Annotated in this window: 12 protein-coding genes; 4 read left to right on the top strand and 8 right to left on the bottom strand. The window is 65.6% G+C overall.

The features are described 5' to 3' along the window. Nucleotides 1-148: 148 nt before the first annotated feature. From CXY70_RS11985 to CXY70_RS11975, 3 genes are all read left to right on the top strand, one after another. Nucleotides 149-1,267, top strand: coding sequence for a DNA topoisomerase IB (locus tag CXY70_RS11985; protein ID WP_104192582.1), 1,119 nt, complete (start codon nucleotides 149-151; stop codon nucleotides 1,265-1,267). A gap of 120 nt (nucleotides 1,268-1,387) precedes the next feature. Further along, entirely contained in the window at nucleotides 1,388-1,837 is a 450-nt protein-coding gene (locus CXY70_RS11980; RefSeq protein WP_146066124.1) for a hypothetical protein, read from the top strand. Between the two features lie 24 nt (nucleotides 1,838-1,861). Further along, nucleotides 1,862-2,143 (top strand): hypothetical protein, encoded by a 282-nt coding sequence (locus CXY70_RS11975; protein WP_104192580.1) that lies wholly within the window; start codon nucleotides 1,862-1,864, stop codon nucleotides 2,141-2,143. A gap of 312 nt (nucleotides 2,144-2,455) precedes the next feature. Here the strand turns inward: CXY70_RS11975 and CXY70_RS11970 are convergent, their stop codons facing one another. The 6 genes from CXY70_RS11970 to CXY70_RS11940 all read right to left on the bottom strand — a co-directional run bounded on the left by CXY70_RS11970 (nucleotide 2,456) and on the right by CXY70_RS11940 (nucleotide 10,866). Further along, complete coding sequence (locus CXY70_RS11970) at nucleotides 2,456-2,764, bottom strand: hypothetical protein (RefSeq protein WP_104192579.1); 309 nt, start codon at nucleotides 2,762-2,764, stop codon at nucleotides 2,456-2,458. Between the two features lie 331 nt (nucleotides 2,765-3,095). Further along, complete coding sequence (locus CXY70_RS11965) at nucleotides 3,096-4,526, bottom strand: malate:quinone oxidoreductase (RefSeq protein ID WP_233205918.1); 1,431 nt, start codon at nucleotides 4,524-4,526, stop codon at nucleotides 3,096-3,098. A gap of 288 nt (nucleotides 4,527-4,814) precedes the next feature. Continuing rightward, on the bottom strand, nucleotides 4,815-5,885 hold the full coding sequence (locus tag CXY70_RS11955; protein WP_104192576.1) for an aspartate-semialdehyde dehydrogenase: 1,071 nt from the start codon (nucleotides 5,883-5,885) through the stop codon (nucleotides 4,815-4,817). A 225-nt stretch (nucleotides 5,886-6,110) separates the two neighbouring features. Then, nucleotides 6,111-7,388, bottom strand: a complete 1,278-nt coding sequence (locus tag CXY70_RS11950) for an aspartate kinase (protein ID WP_104192575.1) — start codon at nucleotides 7,386-7,388, stop codon at nucleotides 6,111-6,113. A gap of 271 nt (nucleotides 7,389-7,659) precedes the next feature. Next, nucleotides 7,660-8,259: a recombination mediator RecR gene (recR, locus tag CXY70_RS11945; protein ID WP_104192574.1), complete on the bottom strand. Its 600-nt coding sequence runs from the start codon at nucleotides 8,257-8,259 to the stop codon at nucleotides 7,660-7,662. 3 nt (nucleotides 8,260-8,262) lie between these two features. Then, a complete protein-coding gene (locus CXY70_RS11940; RefSeq protein WP_104192631.1) occupies nucleotides 8,263-10,866 on the bottom strand; it encodes a DNA polymerase III subunit gamma and tau in 2,604 nt (867 codons plus the stop codon). 257 nt (nucleotides 10,867-11,123) lie between these two features. On the opposite strand from CXY70_RS11940, the gene CXY70_RS11935 reads away from it, so the two are divergent. Next, nucleotides 11,124-12,044, top strand: a complete 921-nt coding sequence (locus CXY70_RS11935; RefSeq protein ID WP_104192573.1) for a type IV toxin-antitoxin system AbiEi family antitoxin domain-containing protein — start codon at nucleotides 11,124-11,126, stop codon at nucleotides 12,042-12,044. A gap of 113 nt (nucleotides 12,045-12,157) precedes the next feature. Here CXY70_RS11935 and CXY70_RS11930 read toward each other — a convergent pair whose 3' ends face one another. Beyond that, on the bottom strand, nucleotides 12,158-13,381 hold the full coding sequence (locus CXY70_RS11930) for an acetate/propionate family kinase (RefSeq protein WP_104192572.1): 1,224 nt from the start codon (nucleotides 13,379-13,381) through the stop codon (nucleotides 12,158-12,160). Further along, complete coding sequence (gene pta, locus CXY70_RS11925) at nucleotides 13,378-15,588, bottom strand: phosphate acetyltransferase (RefSeq protein WP_104192630.1); 2,211 nt, start codon at nucleotides 15,586-15,588, stop codon at nucleotides 13,378-13,380. Before pta ends, CXY70_RS11930 begins: the two co-directional genes overlap by 4 nt. Between the last annotated feature and the right edge of the window lie 34 nt (nucleotides 15,589-15,622).

Genomic DNA, 15,622 nt, shown 5'->3' with positions numbered 1-15,622 from the left:
GTTGCAACGAGTGCCGCGGGTGGTAACGAGTGCCACGAGGCCGAATACGTGCGGCGCGAGGCGCGAGCAGGAACGGGGCAAGGTGGCGGCATCCGCTTGTGGGCGATTCGCAGTATTGTGCCGGTATGCGTGCACAGACAGCACCGGTATGACCCGGCTTCGACGCAGCGACCCGACCCGGCCGGGGTATACACGGCGGCGGGCGGGCAGAGGGTTCAGCTATCGCGACCCCGCGGGCCAACACGTCACCGACCCCGAGTTGCGGCAGCGGTTCGGGGCCCTCGCTATCCCTCCAGCGTGGAACGACGTGTGGATCTCGCCGCACCCGAACGGTCATATCCAGGCGATCGGCATCGATGCCGCCGAGCGCCGCCAGTACATCTACCACCCGGTCTGGCGTGAACAGAAGGACCGCCTTAAATTCGAGCGCGCGCTGCAGCTTGCCTCGTCCCTGCCGCGGGTGCGCGGCCAGGTCACCCGTGAGCTGCGCGGCGACGGCCCGCCGCGCACTCGGGCGCTCGCCGCGGCATTTCGCATGCTCGACCTGGCCTCACTGCGCATCGGCAGCGAGCGCTACGCCGACACCTACGGCAGCCACGGACTCTCGACCCTGCTCTGCTCGCACGTCACGGTGCGCGGCAACGAGGTCAGGCTCAATTTCCCAGCCAAGAGCGGGCAGCAGTTCGAGGGCGTAATAACGGATGCCGACCTCGCCACCTACCTGCGAGCCCGGCTGCGCGAACGGCCGGCCGCACCACTGCTGTCCTGGGTGCTGGACGACATCGAGAACGCCGTCTCGGCCTCCGACATCAACGATTTCATCAAGGAACGCACCGGCGGTGAGTTCACCGCGAAAGACTTTCGTACCCTGCGAGGCACGATTGCTGCCGCGGAGAGCCTGGCTCAGAGCTTGGCGGTGAATCTGGCGGCCACCGCGCGAGCTGCGGGGCCCGCTGCCAGGGGCTCGGCCGGTGCGGCGGGCCCCCATCGTGTGCCCGCCTCGTTTGCGGCTCCCCCGGCATCCGCTGGGCGGCCACCACGCGCGGCGACGCGCAGCCGACGTTCCGATGACCGCGCCATTGCCGAAGCGATGCGGCAGGCCGCCGATGCGCTCGGCAACACCCCGGCGATCGCCCGCACGAGTTACGTTGACCCGCGCGTCGTCGATCTGTTTCGCGCGGGTGAAACTATCGACCCGGCAAGCCGGGTGTCGGCCGAAACAGCCCTGCGCGCGCTTCTGCTCGGCCCCACGACAGAGAGCAAATGAAGTCACCCGGCACATTGCCGCCCCGGCAGCGCGCGACTTTAAGTGCATGTCCCCCGTTCGGGGTATAACTTGAATGACGCCCGCCGCGGCGCAGCTATGGTCATCGAGAAAGGTATGCCCGTGAACCACGATTCTGATCCGATTGAAGAGCCGCCGCTCAATATTCCGGAGCCGCCGAGCACACCGACCAATCCCGACCAGCTCGTGGGTCCGGACGGCCCTGACGGCGCCGACGCGGAACACGCCGGGGCCAGCGGAAAACCAAACGTTCCAGCGAGGGAACGCCCCAAGCCGACCAAGCCGACCATGCCGGTCGCGAGCGCGAGCACCGGCCCGGACGGCCCGGCCCCAAGCATCGATGGGTCGACTGCCGGAGAAGCCTCCGCCGCCGCCCCGGTCGAGCCGAGCAGCGACACCGAACGAGACAGTGACAGCGAAGACGACCAGGACAACCGCGACAACGAGGCGAACCTCGACGACGTCGATCCGGTCGACAACCCCTCGAACCCTGATCTGGTCGGCCATGATGTGGACGATGAAGATCCCACGCGCGCCGAACCCACGGCCTAAACCCCGCAATCTGAAGGAGTCCCCATGAAAGGCAAATTCCTGTTCATCGCCGGCACAGCGACGGGCTTTGTGCTCGGATCCAAGGCCGGCCGCCAGGCCTACGACCGCCTCAGCGCCAAAGCGCACCAGCTCTGGGGCGACCCCGCCACGCAGAAGGTTATCTCGCAGGCCGAGACGATTGCGCGCGACGCGGCATCTGTCGCGCAGACCAAGGCGAGCGATCTGCTGGATCGCACCGAGGCATCCGTCAAGAAAGAGGAGACCAAGACCACCCCGAAAGAGGATGACGGGAACCACGTAATATAGACCACCCAGGGTGTCGGCACCCGGCAGCTAAGCCGCCCGGGGCGTCGGCGGCCGCGCGGCGCGCAACCTCTGGGCAGCCACGAGCACCGGCGCATTTGGGCGGGTGCGTCCTGGCGGGCGCATCTTGGCGGGCGCGTCGTGGCGGGCGCATCTTGGCGGGCGCGTCTTGGCCGGCGCGTCTTGGCGGGCGCATCTTGGCGGGCGCATCTTGGCGGGCGCATCTTGGCCAGCGCGTCGTGGCCGGCGCGTCGTGGCGGCGCATCCTGACCGCTGCATCGTGACCGGCGCGTCCCGGCGGACGCATCCTGACGGCTACTCCGTTCTGCGAGAACCGACCGGCTGGACTAGCCGCGAAGCCGGCTGCGGCGCCGGTACACCCCGCACCAGAAAGCTGGCCTGTGCCCGGTCAAACGAGGAATAAAACCACCTCGTCGTGAGCACTCCGAGCTTCGTCACCTCGAAGGCGTCCCCGCTCTGTTGGATGACTCCGAGCAGGGCGGCTGGGTCGCCGTCAAGAATTTGCGGATCTCGTACCAACCATTCGGTCGGTGTGAGCTGGAGGATGCCGAGCTGCGATACGCGCAGAATTTCCGCATCCGAAACACCATTGTTCGGGTTCACTTGCCGCCTCCGGGCCGCTTTGAACCTTAAGTAGACATCGGCTGACTGCCTCAATCAAGGGGTTGACAGGCCACTTCTACGAAACTCCCACGGCATTCCAAGGCGTCGGCCGCGCATAAGTTCTGCAAAACCGTCCGGCCAACCTCTCTCGGCGCGCATAACTCCTGCAAATCGTTCCGGGCACGCCCAGACTCCCGCGTCATTGCGCAGGAGCCCCCGTAGCGGCACGCAAATTGCAGGAGTTATGCACCTCACCGGCCGCCCAACAGAAGCCGAGCAGGCAAAAGGCCAGGTAAAAGCCAGCAGAAGCCGATGCGGCCCGCGACGTGCGCTAGTTGCTGAGTTGCAGCACCTCGGCGGTGGCGGCGAGCGAGGCGGCAGCAGCGGCCGGGTCGTCGGAGAGCTTGGTGCCGTAGCTCGGGATCATCTGGCGGATGCGCGGCTTCCAGCCTTCGATGCGGTCGGGGAAGCAGCGGGCCAGCAGGTCCACCATGATCGGTGCGGCCGTCGAGGCTCCCGGCGAGGCTCCGAGCAAGCCGGCAATCGAGCCGTCGGACGAGGTGATGACCTCCGTGCCGAACTGCAGCACTCCGCCGAGCTTGGCATCCTTCTTCATGACCTGCACGCGCTGGCCGGCCGTGATGAGCTCCCAGTCTTCAGCTACCGCGGTTGGAATGAACTCGCGCAAAGCCTTGAGCTTGTCACCTCGCGACGCGAATACCTCACCGATCAGGTATTTCATGAGATCGAAGTTGTGACGCGCGACGGCGAGCATGGGGCCGAGGTTGTGCGCGCGAATGGAGAACGGCAGATCAAACCACGTGCTCGACTTCAAGAACTTGGGGCTGAAACCGGCATACGGGCCGAACAACAGCGACATTTCGCCGTCGACCACGCGGGTGTCGAGGTGCGGCACCGACATGGGCGGCGCACCCTTGGCTGCCTTGCCGTAGACCTTGGCCTGATGCTGGGCGACAAGCTTCGGATTTGTGGTGCGCAGAAACTGACCGCTGATCGGGAACCCCCCGAAGCCCTTGATTTCGGGGATTCCGCTCTGCTGCAGCAGAGCCAGGGCGCCACCGCCAGCACCGACGAAGACGAAACGGGCGTTGATGGTGCTGCGGGTCTGGCCGACTTGGCGCAGCAGCTTGAGGTTCCACGTGCCATCCGCTTTGTGCCCCAGACCGACGACCTGCTCGTTCATGTGCATCGTGACCCCCTGCTCTTCGAGGTTTTCGAACAGCAGCCGGGTGAGGGCGCCGAAGTCCACGTCGGTGCCGCTCACGATGCGGGTGGCGGCGATCTTCTGGTCCGCCGGGCGCTTGCGGGTGAGCAGCGGAGTCCAGGTGCCGATCTTTTCGGCGTCATCGCTGAACTCCATACCGGCGAACAACGGCTCGGTGGCGAGCACCGCATGGCGCTTGCGCAGGTACTCCACGTTGGCTTTGCCGTGCACGAAGGTCATGTGCGGGGTGGAGTTGATGAATTTGTTCGGCTCTGGCAGGGCGCCGATGGAAACGAGGTGAGCCCACAGCTGGCGGCTGATCTGAAACTGCTCGTTGATGACGACGGCCTTGTCGGCGGTGACGGACCCATCGGGTGCCTGCGGCATATAGTTGAGCTCGCACAGTCCCGCGTGGCCGGTGCCGGCGTTGTTCCACGGGTTCGAGCTCTCCTGGGCAAGTTCACCGAGACGCTCGTAGACCTCAATGCGCCAGTCGGGCTGCAACTCCTTCAGGAGCGTACCGAGGGTGGCGCTCATGATGCCGCCACCAATGAGGACTACGTCAACAGTTCCCTGAGAATTCACACTTTTGAGTGTATCGCTGCGAGCGGATGCGCCGGACCGCACCACCCAGCCCCGCCGCGGCCGACGCCTACCGGCGGGTGGACGAGCTCGGAGGTCGCCTCAATGCGACCGCCCGTGATGTTGTATTTGATGGCGTTGGAGAACAGGTTGTCGATCACCTGGCGCAGGCGGGCCCGGGCCCCGTCCACCACAGCGGGCGAGGACAGCCAGAGCGGACGGTGATCGGCCTCAGGGCTCAGTTCAGGCGATGACTCGCGCGGTGGCGATAAGCTCGGCGATTTGCACGGCGTTTAGTGCTGCGCCCTTGCGGAGGTTGTCGTTACTGATGAAGAGGGCGAGGCCACGGCCATCCGCTACGCCTTCATCCTGGCGGATGCGACCGACGAAGCTGGCGTCTTGCCCGGCTGCCTGCAGCGGCGTGGGGATGTCGGTCAGCTCGACGCCGGGGGCGGTTTTCAGCAATTCTTGGGCGCGGGCAACGCTGATCGGCTTGGCGAACTCGACGTTGATCGAGAGGGAGTGGCCGGTGAACACGGGTACGCGCACGCAGGTTCCCGAAACCAGCAGCTCGGGCAATTCGAGAATCTTGCGGCTCTCATTGCGCAGCTTCTTCTCTTCATCGGTCTCGAACTGGCCGTCATCGACGATGGAGCCGGCGAGCGGAATCACGTCGAACGCGATCGGACGGGCGTAGATGGTGGGCTCGGGCAGCGTGACCGAAGCTCCATCGTGCACGAGCTGCAGCAGGTTCTCGTCTTGCGCGGCGACGCGCACCTGGCTGGCTAGTTCGAACGCGCCGGCCAGTCCGCTGCCGGAGACTGCCTGATAGGTGCTGACGATGAGCCGCTTGAGGCCGGCCTCATCGTGTAACACCTTGAGCACGGGCATGGCGGCCATGGTCGTGCAGTTGGGGTTCGCGATGATGCCCTTGACGGCCCGTTTGATGGCTTCGGGGTTGACCTCGCTGACGACGAGGGGAACGTCCGGGTCCATGCGCCAGCCACTCGAGTTGTCGACGACCAGCACGCCGGCCGCGGCGAAGCGCGGGGCCTGCGCCTTGGAGAGCGTCGCGCCGGCCGAGAAGATGGCCACGTCGAGCCCGGTGGGGTCGGCGATCGAGGCGTCTTCGACCGTGATCGGCTCGCCCTTGAAGGTGAGGGTGCTGCCGGCCGAGCGGGCCGAGGCGAAGAAGCGGATGCTCTTGACCGGAAAATCGCGCTCCTCAAGCAGGCGGCGCACCACGGCGCCGACCTGCCCGGTGGCTCCGACGACGCCGATGTTGATACCGACTGTATTGGCTGAGGTGGTCACGTGTGTTTCCTAACGTCGTTCGCCCTCACGGGCACTTCATGCTGCAAGGCTTCCCGCCGTTCTGGAGCGTAACTCCTGCAATTTCCTCGCCCGTGGGTACACTCCCGCGTAATTACAGGGAAGTCAAAGACGATGGTGGCAAATTGCAGGAGTTATGAACGTGAAGAAGGCGGTGGGGTGGGTTTTGGGGAAGCGGGGGCATCCGTTTGGCCCGAGACGTGCGGGCTAGCGGCCGGAGCCGCCGTGCACGACGGCCTCGATCTCGCCGTCGAGCTCGAACGCGGTGTGCACCACGCGCAGGGCCTCATTGATGGTGTCGGCCCGGGTGACCACCGAGATGCGGATCTCACTCGTCGAGATCATTTCGATGTTGATTCCTGCCTCGTAGAGGGCCTCGAATAGTTTCGCCGAGACGCCGGTATTGGTGCGCATGCCGCCGCCGACCAGAGCGAGCTTGGCGATCTGGTCGTCGTACTGCAGGCTCGTGAAACCGATGAGCTCCTTCTCGTTGGTCAGCGCGGTGAGCACCCGCTCACCTTCCGACTTAGGCAGCGTGAACGAGATGTCGGTGAGCCCGGTGGCGGCAGCCGACACGTTCTGCACGATCATGTCGACGTTGGCATTGGTGCGCGCGACGATCTTGAAGATAAGCGCGGCCTTACCGGGGATATCGGGCACACCGACCACGGTGACCTTCGCCTCACTCAGGTCAGCGGCGATTCCGGCGATGATTGGCTCTTCCACGATTTCTCCTTTTTCTCGCGCGGTCACGGCGTTGTACACGATGGTGCCGGTGTTGTTGTTGAACGAGGAGCGCACGTGCAGCGTGACGCCGTGCCGCCGCGCGTATTCCACCGCGCGAATATACAGAACCTTGGCCCCCGCAGCGGCCAGTTCCAGCATCTCTTCGCTCGTGACGCGCTCGAGCTTACGGGCGCGGGGAACGACGCGCGGATCCGCTGTGAAGACGCCATCGACATCGGTGTAGATCTCGCAAATATCGGCATCGAGGGCAGCAGCGAGGGCGACGGCGGTGGTATCGGAGCCGCCCCGGCCGAGGGTGGTGATGTCTTTGGTGTCGCGATTGAACCCCTGGAAACCGGCGACGATAGCGACGGCACCCTCGTCGAGCGCCGAACGGATGCGCCCCGGTGTGACGTCGACGATGCGCGCGGAGCCGTGGCGGGCATCCGTGATCATGCCGGCCTGGCTTCCGGTGAAGGAGCGTGCGTCGTAGCCGAGGCTTTTGATAGCCATCGCGAGCAGCGCCATCGAGATGCGTTCGCCAGCCGTGAGCAGCATGTCGAGTTCGCGCGGGGCGGGCAACGGCGTGACCTGATGGGCGAGGTCGAGCAGTTCGTCAGTGCTGTCGCCCATCGCCGAGACGGCGACGACCACCTCGTTGCCAGCTTTGCGGGTATCGACGATGCGCTTGGCGACCCTCTTGATACTTTCGGCATCGGCGACAGATGACCCGCCGAACTTCTGCACGATCAAGCTCATATGACTCCTGAGATGGGGGTTTGCGGGCAGATCATGCGCGCCGCGTCCAAGGTCCCATTCTAAATGCTGGCGCTCGGAGTCGGTGCCATGTGACGCTGCGCGGCGGGGTGGGGTGTCGGGTGTCACGGTCAGGGCATCCGCTGGCTGGGCCCACCCTATGACCCTGGGCCCAGTCTATAAACTGGCCCAGGGACGGGGCCCGTCCCCGTCCCAAAAGAGGGCGGATGCGCCGGGGGTGGTGGGATTGACCCGGGCGGCGGGGCGAAAGTGACTAGTGCGCGACCTCGCGGCGGCCCTCGAAGGCGCGGCCGAGGGTGACCTCGTCGGCGTACTCGAGGTCACCCCCCACCGGCAATCCGGAGGCGAGGCGGGTCACCTTAATCTCAAGCGTTGTGAGCAGGCGCGACAGGTAGGTCGCGGTGGCCTCTCCCTCGAGGTTCGGGTCGGTCGCGATGATAACCTCCTGCACGGTGTTATCGGCGAGACGCTGCATCAGCTGACGGATGCGCAGGTCGTCGGGGCCGACGCCGTCGATCGGGCTGATGGCTCCGCCGAGCACGTGGTAGAGCCCCTTGAATTCGCGGGTGCGCTCGATTGCTACGACGTCCTTGGCCTCTTCAACCACGCAGATTGACGTGGGGTCTCGGCGTGGGTCACGGCAGATCAGACAGGTTGGCTGCTCGGAAACATTGCCGCAAATTTCACAGAACCGCACCTTGTCGCGCACCTCGAGCAACACATTCGCCAACCGGGTCACGTCGAATTTCTCGGTCTGCAGAATGTGGAATGCGATGCGCTGGGCTGATTTGGGGCCGATGCCGGGAAGTTGGCCGAGCTCGTCGATCAGTTCCTGAACGATGCCTTCATACATGGTCTAATAGTCGTTTCTGGTTCGGGGCGCCGCGGTGTACGGCTGCTCTTCGATGAAGGTGGCGCCGAGTATCTCGCGCACGACGGCCTCGCCGTAGCGCTGCTTCTCTTGGAACGACGGCGCCCGCGACGAATCCTTTGGGGCGCCTCGCTGGCCGGCGTTCGGGTGCTGCCGCCCACGCTGCGCGCTGGTCTGCACAGCGTTGGTCTGCACAGCGTTGGTCTGCACAGCGTTGGTTTGCACAGCGTTGGTCTGCACAGCGTTGGTCTGCACAGCGTTGGTCTGCACAGCGTTGGTCTGCACAGCGTTAACCTGCACAGCGTTGGTCTGGACAGCTGATGCCTCGGGCTGCGCCGCGTAGTTCGGCACACGTTCGTCGGCGGGTGCATCGATCTCTGGGGGAACGTCGTCATCGAACGGCGGAGGTACGTCGTCGAACTGCGGCTCGTCATCAGGCTGCGGCTCGTCATTGGGCTGCGGCTGGGAGAACGACGCGGCGGCCTCGGTCGACGCAGACTTCACCGCATCGGAAGTCGGAACCGAGGGCACGGACTCGGACGTCGAGGTCGAGATCGAGATCGGGGCAGTCGTCGAAACCAGCGCAGGGGCGTCGGCCGCATCCGTTGTCGCGTCGGCGATGACGGGCAGTGCCGGACCGTTGGGCGAACCGGGGATGGCCACGGTGGCCCACCCACTGGTTGATGCGGCGACCGGTGACGCGCCTGCGGCCGATGATGCGCCCTCGCGCACAGCAGCGGCGGCGGCCGGCGCAGTGCGCGGGGTCGAATCAGCAGCGGGTACCGCGACTTCGATTGATTCAAGTGCGGGGGCTGCCGGCGCAGGCTCCGCGGCGACGGTCGGCGAGGCACCGGATGACGCGCTGGGCGAGGAGGTCTCACGGCTCGCTTCGACGCGCGCGATGAATTTAACACGCAGGCCAAGCACGGCGACGATCGCGGTGCGTAGAAAATCGCTGGTTCCCATTCCGGGAACCTTTTGCTGCTTGAAGCTCTCGACGTCAGCCTGGCTCGGGAACGAGAGGGCGAGCACGTCGCCGTTGAGGCCGAGTACCTGAGCGGTGTAGACGACGAGCCACGCCGTGGTCTTCTCGGTCTTGACGGCTTCGAGAATCTCCGGCCAGGCGTCCTTGAGCTGCTGCAGAGTGACCGGGGCGCCGGGGACGACGGCGGGGCGGTCAGCCTGCGATCTCGAAATGGCAAACTCAGCTACCGGTTGTGCAGACTCGGTCAGCGGCGAGGGTGCTCGCGTCGAGGGTTCTGGCGTGGAAGATGGCGACACTGCGGAGAAAGGCCGCATTCCCGGAGTGGGAGTCTCGGCAGGCTCCACCATCGGTGCGGGTGCGGGTGATACTTGTGCCACTTGTGCCACTTGCGGCACGGAATTCGCCGAAGCACCACCGAAGGGCGCCGCCGCAACACCGTCGACGCCGATGCGACGCTCGAGGCGCTCGACCCGGGCCAAGGCACCGCGGGTCGTGTCATCGGTCGCGGGAATCAGGGCGCGCGCGATCATGAGCTCGAGGTGCAGACGCGGCGAGGTGGCCCCGCTCATCTCGGTGAGCGCGGCGTTCAGAATGTCGGCGGTGCGGGAGAGTTCGGCCGCACCAAAGGCGGCGGCCTGCACGTTCATGCGCTCGAGTTCGTCTTGCGGTACCCCGCGCAGCACGGCCGCCACCCCCGCAACGCTCGTGGCCGCGACGATGATGAGGTCGCGCATGCGTTCCAGAAGGTCTTCGACGAACCGCCGTGGATCTTGCCCGGTCTGGATGACCCGGTCGACCGCGTCGAACGCGGCGGCTGGATCGCGGGCGCCAATGGCCTCAACGGCCTCATCGAGCAGGGACGCACTCGTGTACCCCAGCAGCGCCACGGCGCGCTCATACTCAATCGACTGCCCGTCAGACCCGGCCATGAGCTGGTCAAGGAGCGAAAGAGTGTCGCGCGGTGAGCCACCGCCGGCGCGCACGACGAGCGGCAACACCCCGGGGGCAACGACCATCTTCTCGGTCTCGCACATCTGCTGCACGTATTCGAGCATCGGTCCAGGCGGCACTAGCCGAAACGGATAGTGATGGGTACGCGAGCGGATGGTGCCGATCACCTTTTCGGGCTCGGTAGTCGCGAAGATGAATTTCACGTGTTCCGGAGGCTCTTCGACGATCTTGAGCAGCGCGTTGAAGCCTTGCGGCGTAACCATGTGAGCCTCATCGAGGATGAAGATTTTGTAGCGGTCGCGGGCCGGCGCGAAGATGGCCCGCTCGCGAATATCGCGGGCGTCATCGACACCGTTGTGGCTCGCTGCGTCGATCTCGACGACATCGAGGGAGCCACCGCCGTCACGGGCAAGTTCAACACAGCTGGGGCAGACACCGCACGGGGTGTCGGTGGGACCCTCAGCACAGTTCAGGCAGCGGGCCAGGATGCGCGCGCTCGTGGTCTTGCCGCAGCCGCGCGGACCGCTGAACAGATAGGCGTGATTCACCCGGTTGGTGCGAAGGGCCGTCATCAGTGGATCGGTCACTTGGGACTGACCGATCATCTCGGCAAAGGTCTCTGGCCGGTAGCGGCGATACAGGGCGGTAACCACGTTCTCAATGGTACTTGCCCGCACCGACACTCGCCCGCCTGCCACCGAGACCGCGCCTAACCCGTCGGTCTGACTGGTACGTAAAACCGGCAGATTTGAGACACACCGTTCAAATACGGCGCGATTTGCGGCGTGTTGAGATTTTTACCGGCATTGCGTGCGGCGGGAGCCTCCTCCCCAGGCGGGCGCAGCATCCGCTTGTGCCCAGATTGGCTTGTTTACCCCCGTCTAGAGGCTGGATCCGGCATTCTCGCGGCATGCGTGCGCTTCTGATTGTGTGCTCTATCGGTCACGTCGCCACAACCGACGAACTATTTCGCCGCGGGATCAGCGCACGCGAAATTCGAGCCGCGCTGCAAGCAGGATACATTGCTCGGGCAGCCCGCGGCATCTATGTCTGCGCGCACGCCGATGCCGAGCAGCGCCAGGCCGCAGCGCTGCACGCGCAGATCGCGTGTGTCAGTGCCGTACATCGGTTCGGTGTCTGGTCTGGCATGCATTCCGCGTTGCACATCATGCGCCCAGCGAATGCCCGGGGCGGCGGCGCGATCACCCGCCCGAGTACCGACCAGAGCGGACGCGAACTGCACTTTCACGGAGCAGCGCCGCGGTTCGCCCGAGCCGGACAGTCGTGGATGGTCGACCCTCTGGAAGCGGTGTGGCAGGCCATCCATTGTCTCGACGAGGAGAACGCGATCGCCTGTCTGGAATCGGCTCAACACCTCAAATTCATCACGCCCACCGAGCTTCGTCGTCTGTGCGTGCTTGCACCGGCACGGCTGCAGCCGGGTCTTCGGGAAATGGAGGACACCGCGGACTCGGGGCTGGAAACCCTGACGCGCCGACGACTGCGTCATCACGGCTTCACCGTCGTGGCGCAGGGCCAAATTGGTACCTGGCGCGGGTCGATTCGCGAAGACCTCGTCGTTGACGATTGCGTCGCGCTCGAGATTGATGGACGGCAGTGGCATGGAGCAGCAAGGCTCGGCTCCGATTACGACAGGGATCTGATGGTCGAAGGGCTGGGCCGACGGACTCTGCGGTTGTCGTACCGGCACGTCATGTTCGAGTGGGCAACGACTCTCGCGGCGATCGAACGCACGGTTGCGGATGCGCGTCGGCTCCGAGATCGCCGCCACGGTCGCCGAGTCCACGGCCGGAACGAGCCGTGGTGGTGACCCGCGTAGCTAACGCCGGTAAATTTCGCGACACGCCGGGCTGCATCCTGAATTACGACGGAGTGTCCCAGATTTACCGGCATTACGTACAACGGGTGTGGGTCGGCTGCCGCCTAGCGCACCGTTGCGAGGGTCTGGCGGGCGATCTCGAGCTCTTCGTTGGTGGGAACCACCAGCACGGTGACGGCGGAGTCGTCGGCGCTGATCACCCGGACGCCGCGAGAGGGGGCGGCGTTGCGCTCCGGATCAATGCGGATGCCCAGCGCCTCCAGCCCGGCGAGCGACCGTTCACGCACGAGCGGCGCGTTCTCACCGACACCGGCCGTGAACGAAATCACATCGACCCGGCCGAGCTGCGCGTAGTACGCCCCGACATAACCTTTGATCCGGTGCACATACACGTCGATCGCGAGCTCCGATGGCCCGTCACCAGCGGCGGCGGCTTCCATCACGTCGCGCATGTCACCGCGGCCGGTCAGGCCAAGCAGTCCGCTGCCCCGGTTCAGCAGGGTGTCGAGCTCGTCGAAGTCGAGTCCGGCCCGACGGTTCAGGTGGAACAGCACACCCGCATCGATGTCGCCGGTGCGGGTGCCCATGACGAGTCCCTCCAGCGGCGTCATGCCCATGCTGGTCTCGACCGAACGGCCGCCCGCAACCGCACAGACCGATGCGCCGTTGCCGAGGTGCAGTACGATCTGGTTTAGATTTTCGACCGGTCGTTTCAGAAAGATCGCCGCCGCGCGCGCGACAAAGCCGTGGCTGGTGCCGTGAAAACCGTAGCGGCGGATGCGAAACCGATCGGCCAAATCGGCGTTTATCGCATAGGTGAAAGCTTCTGACGGCAAGGTCTGGTGAAACGCAGTGTCGAAAATGGCAACGTGCGGCACATCCGCGAAGGCCTCCCCGGCCGCGACGATGCCCTGCAGCGCGCCCGGGTTGTGCAACGGTGCGAGCCCGGACAGCTCGTCGATGTCGCGCTCGACCTGCGGCGTCACCAGGGTCGGCTCGTGAAAACGTGCCCCGCCGTGCACCACCCGGTGCCCGACGGCAACCGGCGCGTGCTCGGCCAGCGACGGCCCGTGCGCCGCGAACGCCTCCAGCATGACCGCGAATCCGGCTGTGTGGTCGGGAATGGGCAGCTCTCGCTTCGATTTCTGATCAGCGGATGCCGGAACGTCGCTTGCCGAATCGGTCGCGGCGACGGAATGCGAGGACTGCCCGATTAGCTCTCCGATACGCTCCACCAGCCCACTCGCGAGGGTGGTTTCGGTGTCCATTTCGATGAGCTGGTACTTGAACGAGCTCGACCCGGAATTGACGACCAGAACAGCCGTCATCGAGTGGCTCCGGCCGGAGTGGCGTCCCGGGCCGGTACCGCGGCATCCGTCAGCCCGGCGGCCTGGATGGCCGTGATCGCGACGGTGTTGACGATGTCCTGCACGAGGGCGCCGCGGGAGAGGTCGTTGATCGCCTTGCGCAGGCCCTGCAGCACGGGGCCGATCGCGACAGCGCCAGCGCTGCGCTGCACGGCCTTGTAGGTGTTGTTGCCGGTGTTCAGGTCGGGAAAGATGAATACGGTGGCGCGGCCAGCCACGCTGGAACCGGGCATCTTCGTGGCGGCGACCGCGGCATCCGCTGCTGCATCGTACTGAATCGGGCCTTCGACCAGCAGGTCGGGCCGGCGCTCGCGCAGGAGGGCGGTGGCGGCGCGCACCTTCTCGACGTCGGCGCCCTCGCCGGAAGTTCCGGTGGAGTACGACAGCATCGCGATGCGCGGCTCGATGCCGAACTGCACGGCCGTCGCCGCCGCTGAAATGGCGATGTCGGCGAGCTGCTCGGCAGTCGGCACCGGGATTACGGCGCAGTCGCCGTAGACGAGCACGCGGTCGGCGAGCGCCATGAGGAACACACTCGACACGACGCCGACGCCGGCCTGGGTCTTGATGATTTCGAAGCTCGGCCGGATGGTGTGCGCGGTGGTGTGGGTGGCGCCGGAAACCATGCCGTCGGCGAGCCCCAGCTGCACCATCATGGTTCCGAAGTAGCTCACGTCGGTGACGGTCTCGTTGGCTTGGTCGAGCGTGATTCCCTTATGTGCTCGCAACTGCATATATTCCTGCGCAAATTTCAGGCGCAGTAGGTCGTCGTAGGGGCTCACGACGTGGGCCTTGGAGATGTCGAGCCCGAGTCCGATGGCGCGCGAGCGAACCTCGAATTCCTCGCCGAGGATGGTCAGTTCGACCACATCGCGGGCTAGTAGTGTCGCGGCGGCGCGCAACACACGGTCGTCCTCCCCCTCGGGGAGCACGATGTGCTGGCGGTTTTGCCGCGCGCGTTCGAGCAGCGCGTACTCGAACATAAGCGGGGTGACGACCTCGGTCGGGCTGACGTCGAGCCGGTCGAGCAAAGCGGATGCGTCGACGTGCGTTTCGAACAGGGCCAGCGCGGTGTCGTGCTTGCGCTGCGAGTCAGCGGCGAGCCGCCCACGGGTGCGGGTGATGCGCATGGTCGTGTCGTAGGAGCCGAGCGGCGACCTAATGATCGGCAGCGACGGCGCGAGGCCTTCCATCAGCCGTTGGATCGCGTCGGGCAGTTCGAAACCGCCGTTGAGCACGATGCCGGCGATCGACGGGAACGTCGCGGAGGCGTTGGCGAGCAGAACAGCCAGCAGCACATCCTCGCGGTCACCGGGAACGACGACGACAGCGCCCTCGATCAGGCGCGGCAGCACGTTGACCATCGACATCGCCGCCACGACGATCCCCAGCGCCTCGCGGGCCAGCAGGGCCGGATCGCCCTTGATCAGGGTGCCTTCGGTCGCCTCCATGATGCTCTGCATGCTCGGCGCCACAAGGTAGGGATCTTCGGGAATCGCCCAGATCGGCACGCCGAACGCTCCGCCCGAGCGCGCCGGCTGGGCGTTGGTCGTGGCGCGCACCACGTCGATAATCTGCGGCAGAGCGTTTTCATCGGCGCGGTTGACGATAATCGCCAAAATGGATGCGTGTTCGTCGCGCAATTCCGCCAGCGCTACGTCGGTCTGCTGGCCGATATCCACGGCCGAGCGGGCGTCGCTCTGGCCGAGGCGTTCGCCCTCACCGGGGCCGACACGGCCGCCGAGCACGAGCAGCACAGGGGCGCCAAGGTTCGCGGCGATGCGGGCATTGAAGGCGAGTTCGGTGGGGCTGCCGACGTCGGTGTAGTCACTGCCGATGACGACGACCGTGTCGCAGATCGCTTCGATGGCTTTGTAGCGCGCAACGATGCGAGCGAGGGCTGCGTCAGGGTCGGTGTTGACGTCGTCGTAGCTGACACCGATGCTCTGCTCGTAGGTCTGCCCGGCCAAGGCGCCGGGGCCGGCGTTGGCCTTGAGATGTCGCAGCAGCAGCTCGACGACGTAATCCGGTTCGGTCGCGGTGCGGGCGACGGGTCGGAACACACCGACTCGCTCCACAAGGTGGGTGAGCGTGTCGAGCACGCCGAGAGCGATTGAAGATTTGCCGGTATTACCTTCGGCGCTGGTGATATAGATGCTTCGAGCCACGGTGTCCATTCAAGCGTATGTGAGGTGGAAGTTT

The organism is Cryobacterium sp. Y82 (assembly GCF_002929495.1).
GTDB classification, from domain to species: domain Bacteria; phylum Actinomycetota; class Actinomycetes; order Actinomycetales; family Microbacteriaceae; genus Cryobacterium; species Cryobacterium serini.
This window is presented reverse-complemented; position numbering and strand designations above follow the sequence as displayed.

Coding starts and splice junctions, on each gene's coding strand:
- CXY70_RS11950 (WP_104192575.1), bottom strand. CDS start 7,388: ATGAGCTTGATCGTGCAGAAGTTCGGCGGGTCATCTGTCGCCGATGCC.
- CXY70_RS11930 (WP_104192572.1), bottom strand. CDS start 13,381: ATGACGGCTGTTCTGGTCGTCAATTCCGGGTCGAGCTCGTTCAAGTAC.
- CXY70_RS11985 (WP_104192582.1), top strand. CDS start 149: ATGACCCGGCTTCGACGCAGCGACCCGACCCGGCCGGGGTATACACGG.
- CXY70_RS11935 (WP_104192573.1), top strand. CDS start 11,124: ATGCGTGCGCTTCTGATTGTGTGCTCTATCGGTCACGTCGCCACAACC.
- recR (WP_104192574.1), bottom strand. CDS start 8,259: ATGTATGAAGGCATCGTTCAGGAACTGATCGACGAGCTCGGCCAACTT.
- CXY70_RS11975 (WP_104192580.1), top strand. CDS start 1,862: ATGAAAGGCAAATTCCTGTTCATCGCCGGCACAGCGACGGGCTTTGTG.
- CXY70_RS11965 (WP_233205918.1), bottom strand. CDS start 4,526: ATGAGCGCCACCCTCGGTACGCTCCTGAAGGAGTTGCAGCCCGACTGG.